Here is a 23,996-nt window from a genome sequence, read left to right as displayed (position 1 = left end):
TCTTTCTGCCCGATGTTGGTAGCGAGGACGATGTGAGTCTGATTCCAATCATTCTGAGTGGCGGTGCTGGTTCCCGGCTCTGGCCGGTATCGCGCGAACACCATCCTAAGCCATTTATCCGGCTCGCGGATGGACAGAGCCTGCTGCAGAAGGCCTATCTTCGGGCGGCGGGCTTGCCTGAGGTTGAGCATGTCATCACGGTGACCAATCGTGAGCTCTTTTTCAAGACCGTCGACGAGTATCGGGAAGTCGGTATCGATGGCGTTCGCACGTCGTTCCTGCTGGAGCCTGCGGGGCGCAATACTGCAGCCGCGATCGCGGTAACTGCGCGGTATGTGGCCGATACGTTCGGTGAGGACCAGGTCTTGCTGGTCCTCACCGCCGATCACCTGATCGCCGATCAGTCTGCGTTCGCTGAAGCCGTTGCACGTGCGGAAGCACTATCGCGCGATGGCAAAATCGTGACGTTCGGGATCCAGCCCGATTCGCCGGAAACCGGCTTTGGTTATATCGAGGCGGATGGTACGAAGGTTGTTCGCTTCGTAGAGAAGCCAACGCTGGAAAAGGCTCAGGAATATCTTGCCTCGGGGCGTTTCCTGTGGAACTCCGGCATGTTCTGTTTTACCGCCGGCAGCATCCTCCGCGAGCTGAATGAGCACCGGCCGGACATTCTTGCCGCCGCTACCGAATGCATGGAGCAATCGCATGTCGCAGCTGGCCCGGAGTGGACCCAAATCGACTTGGATTCAATCGCTTTTCGCGCGGTTCCTGATGAGTCACTTGATTACGCCGTGATGGAGAAGTGCACGAGTGCCTCGGTGGTGCCTTGCAACATTGGATGGAGCGACATCGGGTCATGGAAGGCGCTTGGCGACCTACAGAAGGCTGACGCGCACGGAAACAGAATCGACGGCGACGTGGTCATGTACGACGTCACCAACTGTTTCGTGATGAGCCATGAGCGCCTGATTGGAGCGGTGGGCGTCGAAAATCTCGTTGTGGTCGATACACCCGACGCGCTGCTGATTGCCCACAAGGATCGCACGCAGGATGTGAAGCACATCTACGGCGAGCTGAAGAAGCGCGGTCACGATACCTATAAGCTACATCGCACTGTGCGCCGGCCTTGGGGCGCCTATACGGTGCTTGAAGAGGGTCCGCGTTTCAAGATCAAGCGGATCGAGGTGAAGCCGGGCGCGAGTCTCAGCCTGCAAATGCATCACCATCGCAGCGAACACTGGATCGTGGTGCGCGGCACGGCGAAAGTGGTCAACGGCGAGAAATCGTTTCTGGTTGCCACGGATGAATCAACCTACATCCCTGCGGGACACAAGCACCGGCTGGAGAATCCGGGTGTTGTCGATCTCATCATGATCGAAGTGCAAAGCGGAGATTACCTCGGGGAGGACGACATCGTCCGCTTCGAAGACGTGTATGGACGTGTCTGATATGGATATTGCAGCAACTGGACGCACGGAACGGCATCTCGCGGAGCATGCTGGGAACGATGACCTGATCATCGGCATTCGCTCGGCGCGGATCTGGGGAACGCTAGGCTGGCATGACATCAAGCAGCGGTATCGACGCTCGGTCATTGGACCATTCTGGTTCACGCTGAGCACGGCAATCATGGTCGTGGTTCTTGGGGCGTTGTATTCAACGTTGCTGCACCAGGAAATCCGCGACTATCTTCCATACTTGGCTGTCGGCCTGGTGGTATGGCAGTTCATTGGTGCAGTGGCCAATGAAGGCTGCTTGTCGTTTATTGGGGCGGCATACCTGATCAAACAGGTTCGGATTCCGTTGACAATTCACGTTTGCCGGATCGCGTGGCGTAATTTTGCGATCTTGCTGCATAGCCTCCCGGTAGTGGTGATCGTGCTGATCGCGTTCGGTCACTGGCCGACCTGGGAGTTTTTTCTGGTGCCGCTGGCTCTCCTGCTGTTGCTTCTACACGGCATTTGGGTCGGCGTCTCGCTCGGCGTCTTGTGCGCGCGGTTCCGCGACATTCCGCCAATCGTCGGCAATTTGATCCAGATTGTGTTTTTCTTCACGCCGGTTATGTGGTCGCCGGAGATATTGAAAGAGCGCAGCTGGGTGGCCGAATATAACCCGTTGTACCACCTGATCGAGACGGTTCGCGCGCCAATCACCGGTCGGCCTCTCCATTGGGAGTCGTGGGCATGGTCAATCGGTTTGCTGGTGTTTGGCTTTGCGGTCGCGCAAATGTTGATGCGTCGCTATCGCAACCGTGTTCCTTACTGGCTGTGACATCGTGAGTTCATACATTAATGCCCGGGAAATTTCGGTTTCCTTTCCCATCTACGAAAACTCGCATCGTTCACTCAAAAAGGCGGTGTTGAACCTGACAACCGGGGGCCGGATTGGCCGGGATGCAGGCAATCACGCGGTAGTGACGGCGCTGGATCAGCTTAGTTTCCGCTTTTCTGATGGCGAGCGGATTGCTTTGGTCGGCCACAACGGTTCGGGCAAGACCACGCTGTTGCGGACACTGTCCGGAGTCTACGCCCCGGTGAGCGGTATGCTGGAAACAAAGGGCAAGATCGCCTCGCTGCTCGACGTGTCAATGGGACTGGACCCTGATGCGACAGGCTTCGAGAACATTTATCTTCGCGGTATTCTGGATGGCCTGACACCGGCAAAGATCCGCAGCAAGATTGATGAGATTGCCGATTTCAGCGAGTTGGACGAATACCTGAACTTGCCGGTACGGACGTATTCGAGCGGCATGATGTTGCGCCTGGCGTTTGCTATCTCGACGAGTGTTGAGGCAGACATATTGATCATGGATGAATGGTTGAGCGTCGGTGATGCTGCTTTTGCCGAGAAGGCCGAGAAGCGGCTCGGGGCGTTGGTTAGCAATGCCTCGATCCTGGTGGTTGCCTCACATGACCCGAATATGGTGCAGCGGATTTGCACTCGGCGAATCGAAATGCAGCACGGCAGCATCGTATCCGATACTCCGATTGCTCCCGCAGCGGCCGAAGAAGTGACGTGGCAGGAGGCAGGCTGACTTACAGACGAACAGTCTGGACACGCAATGCCGCGGCGACGTTGCTGATCGCGGAACAGAGAGCTTGAAAGACAATCACCCATTGCGGCGACCGATATGCATCAGCCGCCAGCAGTGCGGCGGAAGCCCCAATTGAATTGAGATGCGAGCTGATCATCCTTTGCTCCAGTATGGCGAAACGCTTTTCGCACACCAGCCATTGAGGCTGGCCAAAGGCATCGTAGGCGGCTATGTCGCGTATCCGATCGCTCATCGCATGGAGCGACGTGACGTGGCCGCCAAAGTGGCAGAGCTTCGCCATCATTACAAGTTGCCGTTTCCGCAACGTCGCGCCATTGCACTAGGGCGGTTGCGTGACATTCTGTGCTTTGCCGGCTCCGAGGTGCCGTACTACCGAGACCTGTTCCGAGCGATCTCATTCAATCCCGAAAGAGTCACGGATGCGCGCCAGCTTGAAGCGCTTCCCTATCTGACGAAGGACATCATCCGCGAACAGGGCAATCGACTGCTCTCCAGGCCATTGGAAAGCCTTCGTCATCATGCTTGCAAGACTGGCGGTTCTACTGGTCTGTCGTGCACAATATTCTACGATCAGCCTGCTGCCGACTATTCGTCATCCGTAACGTATTTCGCACGCCAGGCAATCGGCAAGCTGCGCCATCGTTCGGAGTTGCACTTTGCGTGTCGTTTCCCCAACGATCCAATTCCCGAATGGCCATCGCGCGAAGACTTCAAATGCTTCGCGATGAATCGCAGCAATATCTTCTTTGACCGTATCGATGACGTCGGCCTGGAGGAAATCTGGACCACGCTGAAGCGGCGCAAGCCCTATCTCGTGCACGCGCATCCGTCGACGATCCATGCGTTGGCCGCCTATGTTCAACGTCGATATGGCGGCGGCAAAACATTTGCCGTGTTCGAGTCGAGCGGTGAGCTGCTCGAGCCAAAGGCGCGCGAGCTGATTGCATCGGCATTGCGTTGCCGCGTAGTGGATCGTTACGGCCTGGCCGAGCTGGGCGTGATGGCTTATGAATTGAACGGCTCTGGAAAGGGCTTGCAGGTCCTCGAGTCGGAAGGCTGGCCCGAGAGTCGGCCGCTTTCCGACAACGCCGATGGCGCGCATGAACTTGTTTTCACCGGTTTTCGCAACAAGCTCATGCCGTTGATCCGCTACGCCACCGGGGATCTTGCTGCCGTTGAAGAGCGTTCGGACGCGTTCGTTCTGACAAATATCACAGGCCGTATCCACGATGTCGTCCCGATCAACGGCGTCGACTACCCCACCCACCACATTCAGGACATCCTCGACCACCGGGTTGGTGGAATTCAGGAGTTTCAGATCGATCTGCGTACGACGTTGCCGACGCTGCGACTCGTGCTCGAACCATGGGCGAACCCCGACGAGACGCGCCAGAAGCTCAGGACGTTTTGGCCGTCGGGATTCGATATTGCCTTCGTAGGACATGAGGACTTCGTGCGCGTGGGGCGCCGCGCAAAGTTCAGGCATGTGGTGACAGCATGATCGGCGTATTGTTCGCGCAACCGTCGAGTACAGCGGGCCGGCTTGTTGCCGCGGCACTGCGCCGATCGGTCAGCCGCGCGCAAGTTGCCCTGGCCGGACACGGTGCACTCGATGTCGGCTATCCGATACTTGCCGCCGTCGATTTGCCCGATTCCTGGGGGGATCTACTGGTCGGTTGGCTGCGAGGTGGGCGCCGGAAGCTGATTCTTTTCGGTACGCTTCCACCTGTATTGGCAGACAGGCTGGGGTGGGCATCCGCAGAATGGCCGGCGTCGCTACCTGAAGCGAGCCGGAGCCAGGCGGCGCCAAGCCGCGCCTGGCGCGCCAGCCCAGCAGTTGTCGCCTATGGTGAGCGTGCCGCCATACTAGGCGGTGCGAAGTGGGAACGGGCCTTCGAGCGATTCGACTTCACAGACGAGTGGAATAACCTTGGCTTCGGCGCGATCCGGGCTGATGGTTCGCCCTGGGCCGTCTCTCGTGCTATGGACGCAGGCGCCGAGGAAATTGCTGCAGTTACTGTCGATGGCGTTCGTGCCGGTTCGTATGCCGCACTGGGGGAGTTGGCCGACGCGAGCGTGTTGTGGTTCAACCGTCCAGTTGGGCCTTGCGATTCGTTCGAATGGCGGATTGTTGAGGCGTTTCTCGCGAACCATCGCGCGGAGACCTTGCCATGCCAACCAGTTCTGAGCGAGATCCCATGGGGCTATGATGCCGCGATCACCTCGCGTTTGGATTGCGACGAGGACGTGGAATCGGCGCGCCCGTTGTGGGACGCCTATCGAGACATGGATGTGCCATTCAGCCTCGCGGTTCACACAAGCAATCTCGCCGCTGCACGCAATATTCCGCTGCTTAACGAGTTGCTTGCTCAAGGCGGTGCGCTTCTGTCGCACACGGCCACACATGCACCTAACTGGGGGGGCAGTTACGAGGCTGCTTTGCAGGAAGGCTCACAATCTGTCATCCGTCTCCGCGAGGCAACAGGACGCCACGTGCGCTACGCCGTTTCGCCGTTTCACCAGTCGCCAGGCTATGCGCTTCATGCCCTGGCCGACATAGGCTACCAAGGTTGCATCGGTGGCATTATCCGCAATGATCCCGAATTCGTTCTCGCGCGCGGCGGGGAACTTGCCGGCTTGCCGGCCGGCTTCATCGGACATAGTCAGCAATGCATGCTGCACGGCGAATGCATGCTGGCAGAAGGCGATCCACTGGCGATCTTCAAGCAGGCGTTTGATGTTGCTCGGGACACCGGCACACTGTTTGGCTACCTTGATCACCCGTTTTCCGAGCGCTACGCCTATGGTTGGCAGGATGAGCGGAGTCGGATCGACGCACATCGTGCGCTAGTCGCCTATATCCGCCAGACGAGCGATAAGCCGCTCTTCATGAATGAGGATATCGCCATGGACTTCGTGCGCGCTAAGTCGTTGACGCAGGTCGTAGCTGGAAGCGATGGCTATAGGATCGCGGCGGCACCGTTGCATGTCGGCGATCTCGGGCTCGCGGTTGAATACAAGGGCCACCGTTTGCCGGTATCAAAGGAGTTGTGCTTGTCATGAAGGTCTTGGTCGTCATGGGTACGCGCCCGGAAGTCATCAAGCTGGCCCCGGTTATCACCGCTCTGCGGCCGCTAGTGGATACCGTTGTTTGTAGCAGCGGCCAGCATCGCGAGATGCTTGAGCATGCCATGTCGTTTTTTTCGCTCAAGCCGGACTTGCGGTACGACGCAATGGTTCCAGGTCAGTCGCTGAATGCGCTGACAGCACGTCTGATTGCGCAGTTCGACGCGGCATTTGAAGTGGAGCAGCCAGATTGGGTGCTCGTGCAGGGGGACACGACTACAGCGCTGTGCGCCGGCCTGGCAGCTTTCCATCGCGGGATCAAGGTTGGGCATGTGGAGGCAGGCTTGCGCACCGGCGACCTTGCGAGCCCATTTCCAGAGGAGGCAAATCGGAGCCTGCTTGGCCGCATTGCTACTCGGCATTTCGCGCCGACTGCACGCGCACGCGCGAGCCTCCTCAGCGAAGGTGTTCGCGATGCTGCGATTGTCGTGACCGGCAATACAGTTGTTGATGCTATCAACGCAGTGCGGCAGAGTTGGAGCGAAACCCCGCCGTCGATGCCGGCGGAGCTTGTCGCACTGAAGGACGGAGCGCCCCAGATTCTCGTCACTTGCCATCGTCGGGAGAATCATGGCGAGGTGTTGCTTGCTATTTGCCGAATGCTCAGGCGCCTCTGTGCCCGGTATCCGGAATATCAGTGGGTCTTCCCGGTCCACCTGAATCCAAAAGTTCGGAAGCCGGTTCTCGAAGAGTTGTCGGGCATCGCGAATCTCATTTTGCTTGACCCGGTTGACTATCCGACTAGTCTCTATCTGATCAGCCGCAGTGTGCTGGTCGTCAGTGATTCTGGTGGGATCCAGGAGGAGGCCCCCACGTTTGGCGTGCCTACTGTCGTCATGCGTGATGTGACAGAGCGAATGGAAGGCATCGATGCCGGCTATGCCACACTGGCCGGGCGTTCCGATATCAACATTGAGCGGGAAGTGATTCGCTGGCTGGAAGAACCCGCACGCCGGGAGGCTCTGGCTGCCAGAAGCAATCCCTATGGCGACGGCCGCGCTGCGGAGCGGATTGTGGCAAGCCTGACTGGCGAGCCAATGGAGGCGTTCCTTGGGTAGCCATCAAGCGCCTGGCGCCGTTGGGGATTGCGTGCTCTTTTCGACCGCCGACTGGGACGAGCCGTATTGGACTAACAAGCAGCATACGGCGCGCGTCCTTGCCCGCATGGGCTGGCGTGTTCTCTATGTGGAGAGCGTCGGGCTGCGTGCACCGCGCATGGCGAGCCAGCGCGACTGGGGCCGACTCTGGCGCCGGCTCTGGCGGGGCATGCAGTCAGTGCTGCTTGGCGCTCCCAGGCGCGATACCAATATATGGGTGTTTTCGCCCTTGGTCGTGCCTGCCCTCCATCACTGGCCGCTGGTCCGACGTTTCAATCAGGCATTGCTGCGCAGCGGCATCAGCCGCTTCGCGCGCGCGCGGTATGCGCAAACCGCTGGTTTGGACGTATCACCCGTTCATGATGGATGCCGTCGACAGCCTGGAACGCGGTGCGCTGGTTTATCACTGTGTTGATGACCTGGCCGCAGTTCCCGGTGTCGATGTGGAAGCATTCAACATGGCAGAGCGGCGCCTGCTGGCCGGGTGCGATGTAGTGTTCGCCACGGCAATGTCGCTCAAAGAACGTTGTCAGTCATTTAATCCGAATACGTACTTTCTTGCCAATGTCGTGGATGACCGCCATTTCGGTCGGGCACTTGAGCCAGGACAGTTGCCACCGGAACTGGCCGCGATCCCCGAGCCGCGCGTCGTCTACCATGGTGTGTTGTCTGACTTCAAGGTTGACTTCGGTCTGCTGCTTGCGGCAGCACGCGCGCGCCCAGACTGGCAGTGGGTATTCATCGGCGAGGAGCGCGAGGGTCAGCGGAGTAAGCCGGTCGCTGAACTTGCACAATTGTCCAATGTGCATTTTCTGGGCTACCGCAGCTATGCGCAGTTGCCGGACTACCTTCGGGCCATGTGCGTCGGTTTGCTGCCGACATTGCTCAACGACTACACGAAGTCCATGTTCCCGATGAAGTTTTTCGAGTACCTTGCAGCCGGCTTGCCGGTCGTATCTACGCCGCTCGCGTTCACCGAGGCACGTTCGGAAGGCCTCGAGGTCGGCGCTGACGCCGACAGCTTCGTCGCTGCAATCGAGAAACAGCTCGCGCGCGGCAAGCTGAGTCGTGACGAGGCATGCCGTTTCGTTGGCGACAATACCTGGGAAGCGCGTACCACCAAGATGCTTGATACAGTTCGCAGCCTGGAGGCACGCGCATGAACGATATGCGACTGCCCGTATGCCCCCCTGGACGCGCTGCCGGTACTGACGGCGGCGTGAGGCCGCTTCGCGTGCTGCATATCTATCGCACTTACTTTCCTGATCCGCCAGGTGGCCTTCAGGAGGCTATTCGGCAGATTGCGCTGTCTTGCTCTGAGCGCGGAATCGAATCGCGGATATTCACGCTGTCGCCGACGCCAGAGCCGGAAGTGGTGAGCTTGCCTGAGGCCCAGGTCGTTCGTACCAGGTCGTGGGCGGCGCCGGCTTCTTGCGATCTCGGTGGACCCCAGTCCCTGCTCCGCTTTCGCGCGCTCGAGCGTTGGGCTGATGTGCTTCACTTTCATTTCCCGTGGCCATTCGGCGACATGCTGCGCATGCTGGGCCGAAGGAACAAGCCGGCGGTGATGACCTATCATTCGGATATTGTTCGCCAGCGCTATCTGGGAATGCTGTACAAGCCGCTAATGCGGCGAATGCTCGACTCGATGGATGCGGTAGTTGCGACGTCTCCGACATATGCCCACACGAGTCCGGTACTCGGAACGATGGTGAAAAAGCGGCGGCTGCATGCGATTCCGCTGGGTATCGGGGACTACGCTAGCGCGACGCCGACATCGAACGACGCGGCGCTGCTTGCGCGCTTCGGCCTGGATGATGATTGCGCCGGTGCTCCAGTCTTCCTGGCGCTTGGCGTGCTTCGCTACTACAAGGGCCTGCACACACTGATTGAGGCTGCAGGTGATGTACCGGCAACGATCGTGATCGCAGGATCCGGCCCTGAGATGGAACGCCTGAGGGCGCTGGCTGTGAAGCATCGCGCCGACCGGGTTGTGTTTGCCGGTCAGGTTTCCGACGCAGAGAAGGTCGCACTGTTACGCCGCTGCCGCGCGCTTGTGCTCCCGTCGCATCTCCGATCGGAGGCATTCGGCATGGTGCTGGTCGAAGCCGCAATGTTCGGCAAGCCAATGGTCTGTTGTGAGATTGGTAGTGGCACATCGTTCGTGAACGAGCACGGTGTGACCGGCTTCGTGGTTCCGCCTGAGGCGCCAACAGAGATGGCCGCAGCGCTTCGCCAATTGCTGGCTGATTCGGCACTTGCTACGAGGATGGGCAAGGCCGCGCGTGAACGATATTTGCGCTTGTTTTCGGGCACCGCGCTTGGCAAGGCTTATGACGATCTATACCGGGAGGTCGCTCAAACGCATTACGCTGCGCACAGGGTCACTGGAGCAGGCGCGACGGAAGGCTCATGTTGATCGGCAATGCCGAACAATTGGCGAGCCTGACTGTGATGTCGACGGCGGGCGTGGAAGTTGCTCCGGCGGCATGCACCGTGCAATGAATAACGCATGACCCGCGTGGTCGCTGCACTGTAGTGAAGAGTACTGCGAATGAAGGCACTATTTTCTACCTATCCAATGGCATTCCACACCCCTGGCGGTGGGGAGATCCAGTTGCTGGCGTACCAACGCAATCTTTCGCGCTTCGGTATCGACGTCACGCTGTTTGACCCTTGGAATCCACGCTTCCTCGATCACGAACTGGTTCATTTCTTTTCGTGCGTGGGTGGCTCGGTCCACTACTGCAATTTTGTCCGGCAACTGGGTTTGCCGCTGGTCGTATCGTCCAGCTTGTGGGTTACCGAAGATACCGCACACCTGTATCCGATGGCCGAGATCGCACACCAGTTTTCGCTGGCCGATCGTGTGATCGCGAACTCGGAGATTGAATGCGACACGCTCGCGCGCGTATTCGACCAGCCCCGCGAGCGCTTCGTCTCGGTGCTCAATGGTGTAGAGCCGATGTTCTATGAGGCGGTTTCGCCTGATCTGTTCCGCGAGCATTTCGACATCGGCAGCGCCTTTGTGCTCAATGTCGGGAATATTGAGCCGCGCAAGAACCAGCTTTCGCTGGTGCGGGCGATGAAAGCTTTCCCCGAGCGTAAGCTCGTTCTGATTGGCCACCAGCGCGATCCGGTCTACGCGCGCCAATGCCTGGAGGAGGGCGGCAGCCAGGTGGCCTATCTGGGCCCCCTTCCACATGATTCCCTGCTGTTGCGCTCGGCCTATGCGGCATGTGAAATATTCTGCCTGCCCAGTACGCTTGAAACGCCCGGCCTCGCGGCGCTCGAGGCCTACGCAGCCGGCTGCCGCATTGCTGTTACCCAAGTTGGGTCTACCTGTGAGTATTTCGGCGACGACGCGGCCTACCTGGATCCGGCCGATACCCAAAGTATCGTTCGCGCGATCCTGGCCGCTATCGGCGGCTCAATTGGATCCAGTCAGCATACCCCGACGCGGGACTTTCGCTGGTCTGCTGTGCTTGAACCCATGGCGACAATCTATAGCTCTGTGATTACGAAATGAAAATCCAACTGAAAGCATTCAGGAACGTCGAGGCCGCCACGGAAGCCGCGTTCCAGTGGCAGGCAATCTCCGGAGATCCTCAATTCCTGATAGAGGGCTGGGAGCAGATGCGAGAGCAGGTTGTGCGGTTCTCATTCAGGCTTGCCACCAAGCATCTGCGCCGTTCGCCCTGCGTGCTCTATGTTGATGTCGGTGCGGGCCTGTCGGAGCAGGGTGCTATCTATTTCAATGTCGATCCTGATGGTTTCGTAGATCAGGAGATAGTTTTCCCGGCGTCGCTGCGTGGTTTGCGATTCGATGCGGTCTCGCATCCGGGCTTGTTCTCAGTGCTTGATCTGCGTATCGAGATTGTCGGCGGTGTCGATCAGGCCGAGCCCGACTCGCGGCGCATAGTTGTGACGGATGAGAGTATTGGCAATGGTTCGAGCTGCGCAGGTAATCAGGTTGATCTGAGCTACGACCGCTGGATCGAGAACAACGAGCCGTCGCCGGCGAACTACCCGCGCTATCGCGAATGCGCTGCGCGTTGGGCCCAGCGGCCGCTGATCAGCATTGCGATGCCGACCTACAACACGCCGGCGCAATGGCTCCAGAAGGCTATCGAGTCGGTAGCCGGGCAGGTCTACGATCGTTGGGAGCTTTGCGTCGCGGACGACTGTTCGTCTGAACCGCATGTTCGCGAAATACTCGATGCCTATGCCGCACGCGATCCACGCATTAAGGTGACCTATCGCGAGACCAACGGTCACATCAGTGCGGCGAGCAATACCGCAATCGAGATGGCGGCGGGCGAGTATGTCGGCCTGCTGGATCACGACGACGAGCTACATCCACTTGCGCTGTTCCATATGGTCGAGGCGATCAACGCAAGGCCAGATGCCGTTCTGCTATACAGCGACGAGGACAAGATTTCCGTGGAAGGTGTCCGCTCGGAGCCTTATTTCAAGTGCGATCTCAACTATGCGCTCTTCCTGAGCCAGAATATGATCTGTCACTTTTCCGTCTACAAGACGGCCGCATTGCATGAAGTGGGAGGGTTTCGCATAGGCTTTGAGGGTGCGCAGGACTATGACCTCGCATTGCGCGTGATGGATGCCTACGGCAGTGACGCCGTGCACCATGTGCCCAGGGTTTTGTATCACTGGAGACTGATTCCGCAGAGCACCGCGTCGAGCCATGAGGTGAAGCCCTATGCTTCGACTGCTGCGCAGCGTGCAATCGCCGATCACCTAGTGCGCATAGGCGTCTCAGGCACGGTAGAGCCCGCACCGCGAGCGAGCGGCTTCAACAAGGTTGTTTATTCCCTGCCGGAAAAGTTGCCGCGCGTGGAGATCATCATCCCAACGCGCGACGCTGCAGTTCTCGTTCGCCAGTGTGTCGATTCAATTCGTGAGAAGACGACATACGCGAACTATGTGATCACCATCATCGACAACGGCTCGACCGAACAGCCGACGTTTGATCTGTTCGCATCCTATGCGGGCGACGCACACATCCGCGTTTCACGTGACGAATCCCCCTTTAACTATTCGAGAATCAATAACCGAGTAGCATTGGCCAGCGATGCCGACTTCATTTGTCTGATAAACAATGACATCGAAGTCATTGACCCGGACTGGCTTACCGAGATGGTGTCATTGGCGGTTCAGGACAGGGTCGGTGCGGTGGGTGCGAAGCTGCTCTATCCCGACGATACGGTTCAGCATGCCGGCGTGATCGTCGGCCTGGGAGGCGTAGCGGGGCATTCGCACAAGCATTCGCCGCGCCACGCCCCAGGCTATTTCTATCGGACGCTGCTGCGTAGCGACATGAGCGCCGTGACGGCAGCCTGCCTGCTGATTCGGGCATCGATTTACAAGGAGGTTGGCGGTCTCGACGAGCAGCTGGAAGTCGCCTTCAATGATGTCGACTTCTGCCTGCGCGTGCAGCGGGCTGGTTATCGCAACGTGTGGACGCCGTATGCCGAACTTTATCATCACGAATCGGCGTCGCGAGGATATGAGGATACGCCCGAGAAGAAGGCGCGGTTTGACCGCGAGATTGCCTTCGTCAAATCCCGCTGGGGTGAGAAACTCCTGAATGACCGCTGCTACTCCCCCAATCTCACTTTGGATTCGGAAGACTTCGCGATTGCCATGTATTCGCGTGTCCCCGGTTCGCATTGAACTCGCATGAAGTCGAATATTACCGGTTGGCTTGCCGAATACCGGCACCCCCTCGAGAGTGCACCCTTCGCGTTACCTAGCGCGATCTATTTCCTGATTAAATTTCGGGCTGATTTGGCGCACTTCGAAAGCCGCACCGTTCGTGGGCGGATGGTGCTGTATTTTTGGTGGAAGGCCCTCGGCCGGAAGGACTATCCAGACTTCGACTGGGAACTTCGCGAACAGGACGTGGCATTCATAGATCAGTTCGATAGCAATACGCTGATTGATGAGTTTCCGGAATGCGTAGCGCTATGGCTGCGCAGCTCGACCCCGGATGTACTAGAGCCCGAACCCCTGATTCGTGCACTGAGCGAGCGCCGCCCTATCGCTGGTAGCGGCATCGAGGAATTCCCGCGCTTTCTGGACCTGATCATCAACAGCAGACCGGATCTGCACCGGACGTTGGACCTGTCTACATTTGCCGGGCAACTAGCGGCGATGAATTGGTGGGAATCACACGGGCGCGAAGAGTACCCGCGCCTTAATTGGAGCTCGACTGCGATATGGCTACACCTGAGTGAGCCCGCCGGTGTTCCAATGGCGCTGGGGATACCTGCACCTCGATTCCTCCCAATGCTTCTGGCTGAACGGCCAGACCTCAAGCCCGTACTTACGACGAACACGCTGCTCGGGATGTTCGCATGCGTGAACTGGTGGGAGCGGCACGGTAAGCAAGAGTATCCTCGTCTCAGTTGGTCCACTGCAGGCATTTGGACCGGGATGAATGAGATCGAGCGCGTCGACGCCCAGACCGGGGTGCGGCTACCCCGTTTTCTCGAAACTCTGTTGGCGGAGCGTACGGATTTCTCGCTTTCGATGACGACGGACTCCCTGAAGGGCCTGTTCGAATGTGCGAATTGGTGGGAGCGCTTTGGCCGGCATGAGTATTCGAAACTAGCCTGGAGTACAACGCCGCTTTGGAACTATCTGAACGGCGTGGCTGACGATTCGCAAGCCGTCTTGAGGCTGCCGCGTTTCCTAGCGGTCATTTTTAGCATGCGCCCAGATTTGCAGAAGGCAATGCAGGTGGACACGTTCACCGGACAGTTGGCATGCTACGAATGGTGGAACCAGTATGGCCGCAATGAATATCCCATGCTTGAATGGTCAGCGGATGGCCAGTGGGAACGCCTGCTAGAGCCATACCAGGCGCGCGATAGCCTTCATCCGTTGCCAAAGTTCCTCTACGCACTGTGGTTGGAGCGCCCAGACCTTCGTGCAAGTTTCGACCTGAGCAACGTCGAGGGCATACGCGGACTTGTGCAGTGGTGGCAAATCTCAGGGAGTAAGGAATACAAGGCACTGATTGGCTTGGACGTTCAACTGGATGATGAGCGTGGTCAATACGTAGGTGCTGCGACGCAGCGCTTTGGCATGCTGCCGTTTGGCGTCAATATCGTTGGCTTTCCACAAGGCTCACTTGGTCTTGGGGAGGACGCACGAACAGCAGCGCGCGTATTCGAACGCCTGTCGGTCCCGGTGGTGCTTGTCAACGCGCCAATGGTGGGGCCGGCAAAGCGCGACCACTCTGCCGATCATCTGCTCAGTGCCGATCTGCGCTACGGCGTATCCCTGTTCTGCTTGCCACCACCGGAGATGGTCCGTCTTGCGCTCGAGGGCGGCCGCCGGATCATCGATTCAAATACGTACAGGATTGGCGCATGGCCGTGGGAGCTGCCCCATTGGCCCCAGGCGTTCGGTGAGGTGCATGGCTTTGTGGACGAAATTTGGGCGCAGAGTCGATTCGTCGAAGCGGTCTATAAGCGCCTTGGTCACTCACGTGTTGTCCACATGCCGATGGCCGTTGAGATCCCAAAGCCAGTGAACCCGGATCGTCAGCGCTTTGGAATGGCTGAAGATCGCTTCCTGTTCTATCTGATGTTTGACGGTAACTCCTGGCTCAGCCGCAAGAACCCAATAGCGGGCGTGCAGGCATTTCAGAAAGCATTCGGCTCGGACAACGAGCCGGTCGGCCTTGTGATCAAGGCAATGAACGTGCGCGACTCCGATCCGACCTGGCAAGGTGTCCTACGGATGGCAGAAATGGATCCACGCATTCAGATCGTGTCCGAACACATGAGCCGGCAGGACTCGGTCGATTTCATGGCTGCTTGCGATGCATACATCTCGCTACACCGCAGCGAGGGCTTTGGGCGTGTGATCGCCGAAGCCATGGGTCTTGGCCAACCTGTCGTGGCGACCAATTTCTCTGGCAATGTCGACTTCTGCGACCCGCAGACTTCGTACCTTGTGGACGGAGAACTCGTTCCGTTGCGTGCCGGCGAGTATCTGTTCAGTGAAGGCCAATATTGGTGTGATCCAGACGTGTCGATCGCCGCTCAACAGCTTCGCCGACTTTATGAAACTCCTGAGGAGCGCGCGCGCATTGCGGCCGCTGGTCAAGAGCGCATCAAAGACAGTTACTCGCTTGCCGCGGTCGCACGCGCTTACGAGGCACGCTTGAAAGCCATCGTTGCGGAAGGCGGAGTACAAGGGGGGCAGCAATGAGGCTGATGATCTGCGCTATCGACATCTTCGTCGGAGACGCCGTTGGCAATCACTGCCTCGGCATTGCGCGTTGCGCGCAGCGATCCGGCTGGGAGGTGCGGTTGTACGCGCGCAATTTCGATATCGGCGTCGCGGATATCCGCCCGATAAGCGCCTTGTTCGACGAGATCGCTCCTGATGATTTATTGCTGGTGAGCTACTCCATTGTCGATCCGCAGCTCGACAGGCTGCTGGCGCTTCCGAATCGCAAGGCTTGTTATTTTCATGGTGTCACGGATCCTGAGCTTCTTCAGGAGTTCGAGCCCCGCACGGCCGAACTCTGCGCGGAGGCAATCCGGCAGTTGCCGCGCCTCGTTGGATTCGATGTGCTAGTGGCAAACTCGCACTTCACAGCAGGCAGCCTGGTTCAGGCAGTGGATAATAGACCGGTACATGTCATACCACCGGTGTTCGCCGACATGCCGGGCTTCGAGCGCAGGCGCCCGCGCGCCCGTTCGAACGGGCGCCGGAACCTGTTGATGGTTGGGCGCGTGGTCCCGCACAAGCGGATCGAAGACGCGCTGGAGGTCCTGCAAGTCCTCCGGCACGATAACGTCGAGGTATCGCTGTCGATCGTCGGCAGTACGCCCAACCACGAGTATTTGCGTTACCTGATCAATCGCGCCCGCGCGCTGGGGATTCTGGAATATCTGGATTTCAAAGGGGTGCTCGATGACGAAGATCTGCTCGATTGCTTCGAGGACAGCGACGTCATGTTGGTCATGAGCCGTCACGAGGGCTTCTGCGTGCCGGTGCTCGAAGCGATGTTCAGGGGCATGCCTGCGCTTGTCCGGGGTGGTACGGCTGCAGAGGAGCTGTGCGATGCAGGGGACGTCTACGCGCCGGATGCGACTGCTGGTAAGTGGGCTGCTGGCGTCGTCCGGCACTTGGATGGGTCTTCAGTTGACCGCGCGGCGCGCGTTTCGCGCGCATTGGAAGTGCTGGACAGGGCATCGGATTCGCACTGGGCGGAAGTGCTTGCCTTTGCCAGAGAGGGAGGTCGCAAATGAACGGCTTGAAGTTCTTGCTTACGACTTACAGCACGGCTTTCGCCACCAGCGGCGGTGGCGAGTCTGAAATGGTGCAGGTGGCGGAGATCCTCAACACCTCGGGTATCCACGCGGATATCTATGGCATCGGCAGCCGGCCATTCAGCTTCTATGATGGAATCATGCATTTCTCGGTTCACGCCGATGGCGATGCGATGATTCGTGAGGCTCGGCACCGCAACAAGCCAATTTTCCTGTGGCCGAATGTCTGGTGGAACGAGCCGCCGTCGCAATCAGAAGTCGACCGGATAGAGGGCATCATCGGCGTGGTGCACAAGCTGCTGTTCAAATCCGAGTCTGAGCTGCTGAACTTCAGTCGTTACGTGAACTTGCCTGATGGCAAGGCGGAGGTCGTCCCGGCCTGCGTGTCCCGGCGCTTTCTCGCACCGGTTGATAAGGACTTGGCTTCTGCGGTCTGCGGTGCGAGCGACTACGCACTTTGTCTTGGTCTGATTGAGCCCGTCAAGAACCAGCTGCAACTTATTCGCGCCCTGAACATGCTGGGCATGGATGGCGTATTTGTCGGCGGTGCGCGCGACGACGAGTACTATCGGCAATGCGTGGAGGAAGCGCATGGCCGCATCGTATTCCTGCCATTTGTGCAGCCGTGCAGTGCGTTGCTTCGGTCGATCATCGACAACTGCAGCGTGATGGTGGAGGTCAGCAGCGACCCGCCCGGGCGGTCCAGCCTGGAGGCCGCGATCATGAAGAAGCCGATGATCATGGCAGATGGCCCCTGGCAGCGGGAGCACTTTGGCGACGATGTCTGGTATGCGCCGCCGGACTCCGCGGAGGCGCTGGCGACCACGATCAGGGGGAGCCTCGCGGATGCCGATTGGGAGCGCAAGATCCAGGCGACGTACGAACGCACGATGAGCCGGCACTCCGCAGAAGTGATTGGGCGCCAGCTAGCCGAGTTGCTGGAAAATGAGGATACTTGACATGAACAGGATTCCTCGCCTACTGGTTGTCCAGCGTATCTCCCTCTCTCACGACAAGCTGATGTCGCGGTCGATAGCGGCACGTTTTGGTCCGTTGCTGACCTACATGGCCAACGCGGGACTGATCGAGTGGGAAGAGATAGTTGAAGGCGATGTGACGATCAGCCAGTTGCGGCGCTTCGATGCCGTGCTCTTCAACAAGCACACCTCGACGCGAGCGGTCGACCTTATGAAGATGGCCAACGACCTCGGGTTGAAGACCATTTACGATATGGACGACTGGATCATCGACTTGCCGATGTACAGCGTCACCGACCTGAGCGATGACCTGCTCGCTAATATTATGTGGATGGTGCGCCATGCTTCCGTGGCGACCGTATCCAATCGAGTTCTCCAGGAACGCCTCAGGCGCATTCGGCCATCTGTGGTGATTATTCCGAACGGATTCGATCATCAGTCGTCTGCATGTGCCGACGGCGAATGGCTGGAGGCTAGCCCGCCACGGATCCTTTTTTCGAATACAGACGGTATCAAGCTGGTCCATTTCAAGAAGGGCTTTCTTCAGGTCATCGCAGATTTCATGGAACGCCATCCGGAAGCGGAGCTTGATTTCTGGGGAGACCGCTTCCCGGAAATGTCTCGCATTCCGCGTTTGCGCGCACGCGGTTTCCTCGACAATACTGGGTATAAGCATGCGATCCGCGATGCCGGCTATCTTTTCGCAATCGTTCCTCTGGGCGGACGTGAGGATCCGGATGCGTTGTTCTTCAACAGCTGCAAATCCTGTATCAAATACATCGACTATGGCAGTCTTGGCATCCCGGGAATCTACTCTCGCACGCCGGTCTACGAGGATGCGATCACGCACCGCCAGACTGCAATGCTGGTGGAGAACAACGTGGGCGAGTGGTCCGAGGCGATGGAGGAGTTGTATCGAGATGAAACTCTGCGCAACGCACTGCGACAGAATGCGCATGAGGATACGCGTGCCCGATTCGGGCTTGAGCGCCCCGCGCGGACGTTCATGGAACTGCTGATGTATGGTGCGCAATAACGGTGTAACTGAGGACTGCATGGACCTGTTGATCATTCGTCATGGCCAATCGAACGCAAACGCCAATGGCCTGTTGATTTCCAATGACCAGGACGAGCTGTCCGAGCTGGGGCGAAGCCAGTCGGAATGCTTGCGCGAAACGCTGGCGCAGTACGACTATGCACCCTCGCGTGTTGTTAGTAGTCCCTGGCGCCGGGCGAGGCAGACTGCCGAGACGCTGTTCGATACTGCGGAGATTGCATTCGACGCACGCCTAGCCGAGACACATCCCGGTATTTTTGGAACGTGGCTCGAGCGCGACTTCAATTCCGCCTATCCCGATTTCCATCGCGATATCCGCAATACCTATGAGGGCGGCGAGTCGCATTGGGACATGACGGTGCGTGTTCGCGCGTGGACGGACGAGACTGTAATGGCCGGAATCGCAAACACCGGCCTGCTGGCCGTGGTCGCTCATGGCGGGCCAATCAGCGTCATCCTGCAGCACTTGCTAGGCGTGCCAATCGAGTCACATTATCCGACTTTCACCGTGCCCAATGCCTCTTTCACTTACTTGAGGTGGCGCGCGGATCTGAATCGCTTCTGCGTTGAGAGGCTTGGGCACGTATGAGCGCCGATATCGCGATCTTTGAACCGGTTTTCGCGGAAGGAGCGCAACTCGTCGAGCCCGCCTTTCTGCCGCTCCGGTTCGAGAACGCACGACCCGAGTGGCGTGAATTCCAGCTCCTAATCGATCTCTACCGGAACGGCGCGCATCGGCGCCACCGGCATATGGGGCTGTTCTCGCCCAAGTTCTGCTTGAAGGCTGGGATTTCCGGTGAGCGTTTCTTGCGCTTCGTGCGGGAAAATGACTCAGTTGATGTCGTGTTCATCAATCCGTTCCCGCAGATCGCCTACTGGTCCTATAACGTCTGGATGCAGGGCGAGTATGCCCATCCCGGGCTTGCCGATGCCGCGCAGGCCTTGCTTGATGCGAGCGGCGTGGCCATGGATGTGCGTCATGCTCCTCGCAACAACTTCCGTACCCTGGCCTACTGCAATTTCTGGGTCGGTAGCCAAGCCTTCTGGGATCAATACGTGGGAGGCGTGCTGGAGCCCATCGCTCGCTTTCTTGAAGGTCAGCCCAATCATACCGCGGCACGCGGCGTAATGCAGGAAACGGCCCATACCGATAGGGCGTCGTATCTGCCTTTCATAATTGAACGGCTGCTTAGCACCTATTTGGCGGTTCATCCTGAGCTCAGAACGTGTGCTTACGCGTTCGATCAGGAGCAGGTCGAGTCATATTGCGTCAATTCATTCGAGCGCTTGCTTCTTCAGCGGATGCGCGACGACATAGATGCTGCCGACAGGAATGGCTCCTTCACGTCGGAGTTGAAGAAGCGTATGGATCTTGCCTGCAGCCTTTGGCAGCAACATTTCTTTGATTATTTTGCGACACGGCCGCATCCGCATACAGGGCGCGTGGTGGAGAGCTTCGGCACCATCGCGGACGGGTCGAGATAGCGGCAGGACCAGCGGCAGGGTGCGCTAAGGAAATGCTTATGTGGACGCCTCCCGGATTGTAAGGCGAGCTGGTCGACAGGTGAAGGCAGCCCCTATGTCCGACCCGTATGTGCAGGCCGTTCAGGTCTGCTGGCCCATATGGAATTCGCTGGCGAAGTCCCCATCTGATTGGCGAGCTTGGTGGCTCATGTTCCCTATCGGGTTTTCCTCGCCCCGGTCCAACCTGTTAGCCATCATGCGACCATTGCTTGCGCTCCTTGAGAAGAGTTGGTTCAGGCTATTGTAGGGGCACGCGCCTGGCTATAAAGTGCCATGGCGGGTGCCGTGTATCTCGTATCCCTTGCGTTCGATCGACAAGGCCGTCCCCGCTGAACTCGATGTGCATTGCATCGTGGATAACTACAGCAGCCATAAGCACCCCAAGATCAAGGCGTGGTTGCCAGCCCGTCCGCGCTGGCACATGCATTTCATCCCTAACTACGGTTCCTGTTTGAATTCGAATGCTTTTTCTCGATCATCACTGACAAGGCCATCCGTCGTGGCTCATTCAGGTCGGTCAAGGAGTTCGTTCAAAAGGTCGATCACTTCGTCGCTCATTAACCAGAATTGCAAGCCAGTCAACTGGACGGCCACCGCGAATTCGATTCTCGCCAAGCTAAATAGACTTTGCGAACGAATCAGCGGAACAGGACACTAGATCAGCGTGGTCAGGGTCACCAATGCCGCCACGATTCCCGCTGCAAGGACTATCAGGCCGGCGCTGTTGCGCAGCGACGGCCCGTCGGGCGCTCGAAGATTCATTGTTCCCGTCTGTCATGATTGCCGTGTCGGCCTGGCGCTCTGCGATGCATTTGAATCGGCGAGATGGCATGCGTCCGTGCTTCAGGAGGCATGGCCTGTGATGCGCGCATGCGGCGTCGTGCTACCTCCGGGCTGGCTGCCGGGCGTCAGGATTGCGGCAGGTGTGCCACGTCGTTGCGCTGATACAGTCCGGCATCGTCGATCGAGATATTCTTGCAGGCATCCGGATTCTCCAGGTTGATCCGGATGCCCGTGATGTCCCGCGCGGTCAGCCAGCGGGGCGAAGCGTCGAGCGGGACGATCAATATGCCTTCGTCGGCCGTGAACACGAGTCCGCTGGCCGCGGCGTCAGCGCTTAGTGTATCCGTCGACCAGCGCACGCGCAGGCGAGGCGGCGCGTTGGCGCCGATGCACGCAAAGCGCATGCGCAGAAGACCTGCCGACTTGCCGGCCAGCGCAGGGGAAAGCGGCAGCGCGATGGGGTCCTGTCCATGCGCGACGGCCGGGGCGCCGCCTTTTACCGAGGTGCCGGCGACCGTCGGGGCGAGTTTTCGGACCAGCGTCATCTTGCGCTGCAGGCTGTGGTCGGAACGTCCCCAGGCGACAGGAATCTTCAGCAGATCGGACGGGGCAAACGCATTTTCCAACAGCGTCACCTCGGCCGGCGTCGGCTCCGCGTTGCCGGGTGCGGCGCTGTCATTGCTCTTCCAGGTGCCAAAGATGAAGGGTCCATCCTGGACCGGCGCGTAGTGTGCGACGATGAAGCGATAGAGCAGAGGGTCGCGCAGCGCGAGGCCGCCGCCGTCGTGAATGACGTTGTCTCCCTTGAACAGTGCCAGCCTGGGCGGATTGCGCATGATCATTCTGGCGGCGCGTAATTGCTGCGGGCCAGGCACCATGTTGTAGGCTGCAGTGACGGGCAGTGGGGGTAGACGATTCAGGTAGAAGTACTGTGCATTGCGCGAGGTCAGGTCGAGATAGCGCTCGCCGGGCGCAATCCGCGCGTCGACACGCTCCCGCAGCTCGGTCAAGCGCTGCCATTGGTCGTCCTGGACAATCCCGGTACCGAGATTGGGCAGCCCCACCGATGCCCCGTCCCGAGGCGACCCCACCCAGATCCGCGAAGGCGAGGCCGCGAACAGTGGCGTCACTGTGAGCGGGCCGAAACCAAGGGCACTGCCCATGGCGGCTGCCAGCACAAGCACACCGCCCTGCAGACCGGGGCGACCTACGCGCCAGAGCAGGATCGGGAGCAGCACGGCGCAGCTGAAAATGGCGACGCGGCCAGGCCGCGATAGATCGTTGGCGTCGATGCGTCCCATCGAGTAGGGAATAAGCAGCAGCACGAAGATCATCAGCACGATCGCTGGCGGGAGGATCTGCCAGCGCCGGGTGGCGTCGCGCCGGGCACTGAGCATTAGCCAGAGCCCGAACAAGGGTGTCAGCACCCATGAGCCGCGCAGAAGCTCATACAAAAGGCCAGAGCGCGGGCCGCCGTTCCAGCTCGCCTGCCAGGGAATCCCATAGGCGACCTGGTTGATTGGGCCGTTCTCAAGGACATACCGGGCGGCGCCGAGCAGCATCGCCACCAGTGGCGTGGCGAGTGTCGCGAGTCCGAGCAGGAGAAGTGCCGGCACCAGGTATTTCCATTCACGCTGCTCCGGATGTTTCCAGCAGCGCCACATCGCAAATACCGCCAGCGGCGCCGATCCGGCAACTAGCAGACTGGCTTGGGGCGGGAGCCCAAGAATCGCGACCGGCACCGTTAACAGCCAGCATGCTAGCCAGCGCGACGGACGGGCGAACAGCGTCGGGCTGCACCACAGGCAGATGAATGGCGTCAGGAATAACCATGGCAGGCGGTCGCCGATAATGAACGTTGCAACGAACGCCAGCGCCAGGCTGCGCGAGAAACGCAGCATGCACATATAGGCGACGAGCGACAGCAAGGCGCTGGCCAGGCGAGTGGCGTCGCCGATGGCCGCGGCGGTACCGTCGTAGAACAGCACCGCCACGATGCCGCGCAGATCGTCTTCCGCGATGCCGTGCGCCGGAATGTAATCGATATAGGGAACCGCGCCCTGAAGGTAGGACCACCATCCGAGTAGATACTCGCCGAAGTGATAGTCATCAGCCGGCACAAGCGGCGCTTGGGTCATGCCACTCTTGATCGCCACGAGCAATCCGAACAAAGCGACAGGTGACCAAAGCGCGCCGGGGTTTGCATCGACGGACGCTTGCCACCGGACGGCGCGTACGACAGCATCCACCGCGCCCCATGCGACGAGCACGGCGACCAGGATATCGAGCCGGTGGTGCGTGTGGTAACCGCTCCCGGTTCCATTTGCCGTGAGCCAGCCTGCGGGAATCAGTAGCACCATCAGCGTCGTCGTTCCCATCTGCGCGGCAAGCGCGGCAAATGGAAGGCACCGCTCCGCCCAACTGCGCCTGAGGCATGCGAGCGCGGCAGCTGCGACCAGACCTGCCCACATCAGCGCCTGGGAAATTTTCGTGAGCGAGGCAAGCCGGGCAGCGCTGATTTCCGGTGTGAAGAATCGTCCATGTACGATCGCGCCGGCGAGCGGTAGCGTAGCCAGCAGCATGGCCGCCAACAGCAGCACACCGGCAGTAGCCGGCGCAATTTGCGAAGTGCGTCCAGATCCGCAGCCGTATATTGTCGCAAGCGCGACCACGCCGCCGGCTGATATTTGTATCAGGTTGGGGTCTGCGGGAAAGCCGACGGCAAGCAGACCGACGGCAATGGCGAACGGAAGCGTCCACAGCAGGAACTGGCCAGCGAGTGCTTCCGCGTGTGCCTGCCCGTGCCTGGATTCCTGGATGCGCAGCAGCGCGCCGATGCTCCACAGCGTGGCGATGAACGCAAGGATCGCGATCGGCGGTGCCATTAGGTCCTGCAGCTTGGTGTTCGCGTGCCACGCGGTGTTGCCGACGATGAAGTCGGAGTAGACGGGCGCGTTCGTGAAGGTCAGGGCAGCTGACAGCGCCATGGCGGCGACGGCACAAGCCGACAGGATCGCCGCGGCCTTTTGTGGAAACGATGGCAGTGGGATCGACACGCTTGTC

The 23,996-nt window shown here is 59.2% G+C and carries 17 protein-coding genes and 2 pseudogenes; 17 read left to right on the top strand and 2 right to left on the bottom strand.

Annotated features, from left to right (window positions below; all coding sequences use genetic code 11):
- Nucleotides 1-32 precede the first annotated feature (32 nt).
- Genes CNE_RS13910 through CNE_RS13900 form a run of 3 tightly spaced genes read left to right on the top strand, consistent with a single transcriptional unit; the run spans nucleotide 33 to nucleotide 3,034 of the window.
- On the top strand, nucleotides 33-1,448 hold the full coding sequence (locus CNE_RS13910; protein WP_013957742.1) for a mannose-1-phosphate guanylyltransferase/mannose-6-phosphate isomerase: 1,416 nt from the start codon (nucleotides 33-35) through the stop codon (nucleotides 1,446-1,448).
- Nucleotide 1,449: 1 nt separating this feature from the next.
- On the top strand, nucleotides 1,450-2,271 hold the full coding sequence (locus CNE_RS13905) for an ABC transporter permease (protein ID WP_013957741.1): 822 nt from the start codon (nucleotides 1,450-1,452) through the stop codon (nucleotides 2,269-2,271).
- 1 nt (nucleotide 2,272) lies between these two features.
- Nucleotides 2,273-3,034 carry an ABC transporter ATP-binding protein gene (locus CNE_RS13900; protein WP_041228452.1) on the top strand — a complete coding sequence of 254 codons (762 nt, stop codon included), beginning with the start codon at nucleotides 2,273-2,275 and terminating at the stop codon, nucleotides 3,032-3,034.
- Nucleotide 3,035: 1 nt separating this feature from the next.
- On the opposite strand, the gene CNE_RS42105 is transcribed toward CNE_RS13900, so the two are convergent.
- Nucleotides 3,036-3,338 carry a hypothetical protein gene (locus CNE_RS42105; protein ID WP_238553007.1) on the bottom strand — a complete coding sequence of 101 codons (303 nt, stop codon included), beginning with the start codon at nucleotides 3,336-3,338 and terminating at the stop codon, nucleotides 3,036-3,038.
- On the opposite strand from CNE_RS42105, the gene CNE_RS13895 reads away from it, so the two are divergent.
- From CNE_RS13895 to CNE_RS39265, 14 genes and pseudogenes are all read left to right on the top strand, one after another.
- Nucleotides 3,306-4,556, top strand: coding sequence for a phenylacetate--CoA ligase family protein (locus CNE_RS13895; RefSeq protein WP_238553005.1), 1,251 nt, complete (start codon nucleotides 3,306-3,308; stop codon nucleotides 4,554-4,556). The genes CNE_RS42105 and CNE_RS13895 overlap by 33 nt on opposite strands.
- Entirely contained in the window at nucleotides 4,553-6,118 is a 1,566-nt protein-coding gene (locus CNE_RS13890) for a polysaccharide deacetylase family protein (protein WP_013957738.1), read from the top strand. The genes CNE_RS13895 and CNE_RS13890 overlap by 4 nt, the downstream gene beginning before the upstream one ends.
- Nucleotides 6,115-7,239 (top strand): non-hydrolyzing UDP-N-acetylglucosamine 2-epimerase, encoded by a 1,125-nt coding sequence (gene wecB, locus CNE_RS13885; protein ID WP_013957737.1) that lies wholly within the window; start codon nucleotides 6,115-6,117, stop codon nucleotides 7,237-7,239. Before CNE_RS13890 ends, wecB begins: the two co-directional genes overlap by 4 nt.
- Nucleotides 7,232-8,441: pseudogene (locus tag CNE_RS13880) on the top strand (glycosyltransferase). Before wecB ends, CNE_RS13880 begins: the two are co-directional and overlap by 8 nt.
- A gap of 5 nt (nucleotides 8,442-8,446) precedes the next feature.
- The gene (locus CNE_RS13875; RefSeq protein WP_049800621.1) at nucleotides 8,447-9,697 is read left to right on the top strand and encodes a glycosyltransferase; all 1,251 of its coding nucleotides are present in this window, start codon (nucleotides 8,447-8,449) and stop codon (nucleotides 9,695-9,697) included.
- A 135-nt stretch (nucleotides 9,698-9,832) separates the two neighbouring features.
- Nucleotides 9,833-10,807 carry a glycosyltransferase family 4 protein gene (locus CNE_RS13870; RefSeq protein WP_013957734.1) on the top strand — a complete coding sequence of 325 codons (975 nt, stop codon included), beginning with the start codon at nucleotides 9,833-9,835 and terminating at the stop codon, nucleotides 10,805-10,807.
- On the top strand, nucleotides 10,804-12,972 hold the full coding sequence (locus tag CNE_RS13865; RefSeq protein ID WP_041228073.1) for a glycosyltransferase family 2 protein: 2,169 nt from the start codon (nucleotides 10,804-10,806) through the stop codon (nucleotides 12,970-12,972). The genes CNE_RS13870 and CNE_RS13865 overlap by 4 nt, the downstream gene beginning before the upstream one ends.
- Nucleotides 12,973-12,978: 6 nt before the next feature.
- Nucleotides 12,979-15,522, top strand: coding sequence for a glycosyltransferase family 4 protein (locus tag CNE_RS13860; RefSeq protein WP_041228072.1), 2,544 nt, complete (start codon nucleotides 12,979-12,981; stop codon nucleotides 15,520-15,522).
- Nucleotides 15,519-16,571: a glycosyltransferase family 4 protein gene (locus tag CNE_RS13855; RefSeq protein ID WP_013957731.1), complete on the top strand. Its 1,053-nt coding sequence runs from the start codon at nucleotides 15,519-15,521 to the stop codon at nucleotides 16,569-16,571. The genes CNE_RS13860 and CNE_RS13855 overlap by 4 nt, the downstream gene beginning before the upstream one ends.
- A complete protein-coding gene (locus CNE_RS13850; RefSeq protein ID WP_013957730.1) occupies nucleotides 16,568-17,551 on the top strand; it encodes a glycosyltransferase family 4 protein in 984 nt (327 codons plus the stop codon). Before CNE_RS13855 ends, CNE_RS13850 begins: the two co-directional genes overlap by 4 nt.
- A gap of 1 nt (nucleotide 17,552) precedes the next feature.
- Nucleotides 17,553-18,605, top strand: coding sequence for a glycosyltransferase family protein (locus CNE_RS13845; RefSeq protein ID WP_013957729.1), 1,053 nt, complete (start codon nucleotides 17,553-17,555; stop codon nucleotides 18,603-18,605).
- A 19-nt stretch (nucleotides 18,606-18,624) separates the two neighbouring features.
- Nucleotides 18,625-19,215, top strand: coding sequence for a histidine phosphatase family protein (locus tag CNE_RS13840; RefSeq protein ID WP_013957728.1), 591 nt, complete (start codon nucleotides 18,625-18,627; stop codon nucleotides 19,213-19,215).
- A complete protein-coding gene (locus CNE_RS13835; protein ID WP_013957727.1) occupies nucleotides 19,212-20,111 on the top strand; it encodes a hypothetical protein in 900 nt (299 codons plus the stop codon). The genes CNE_RS13840 and CNE_RS13835 overlap by 4 nt, the downstream gene beginning before the upstream one ends.
- A gap of 340 nt (nucleotides 20,112-20,451) precedes the next feature.
- Nucleotides 20,452-20,808 (top strand): annotated as a pseudogene (locus tag CNE_RS39265) (IS630 family transposase); the annotation flags it as partial.
- A 250-nt stretch (nucleotides 20,809-21,058) separates the two neighbouring features.
- On the opposite strand, the gene CNE_RS13830 reads toward CNE_RS39265, so the two are convergent.
- Nucleotides 21,059-23,989 carry a hypothetical protein gene (locus tag CNE_RS13830; protein ID WP_013957724.1) on the bottom strand — a complete coding sequence of 977 codons (2,931 nt, stop codon included), beginning with the start codon at nucleotides 23,987-23,989 and terminating at the stop codon, nucleotides 21,059-21,061.
- Nucleotides 23,990-23,996 lie beyond the last annotated feature (7 nt).

Source organism: Cupriavidus necator N-1 (genome assembly GCF_000219215.1).
GTDB classification, from domain to species: Bacteria; Pseudomonadota; Gammaproteobacteria; order Burkholderiales; family Burkholderiaceae; genus Cupriavidus; species Cupriavidus necator.
Note: the sequence above shows the minus strand (reverse complement) of the source record. Positions and strands in the feature narration are given on the sequence as shown.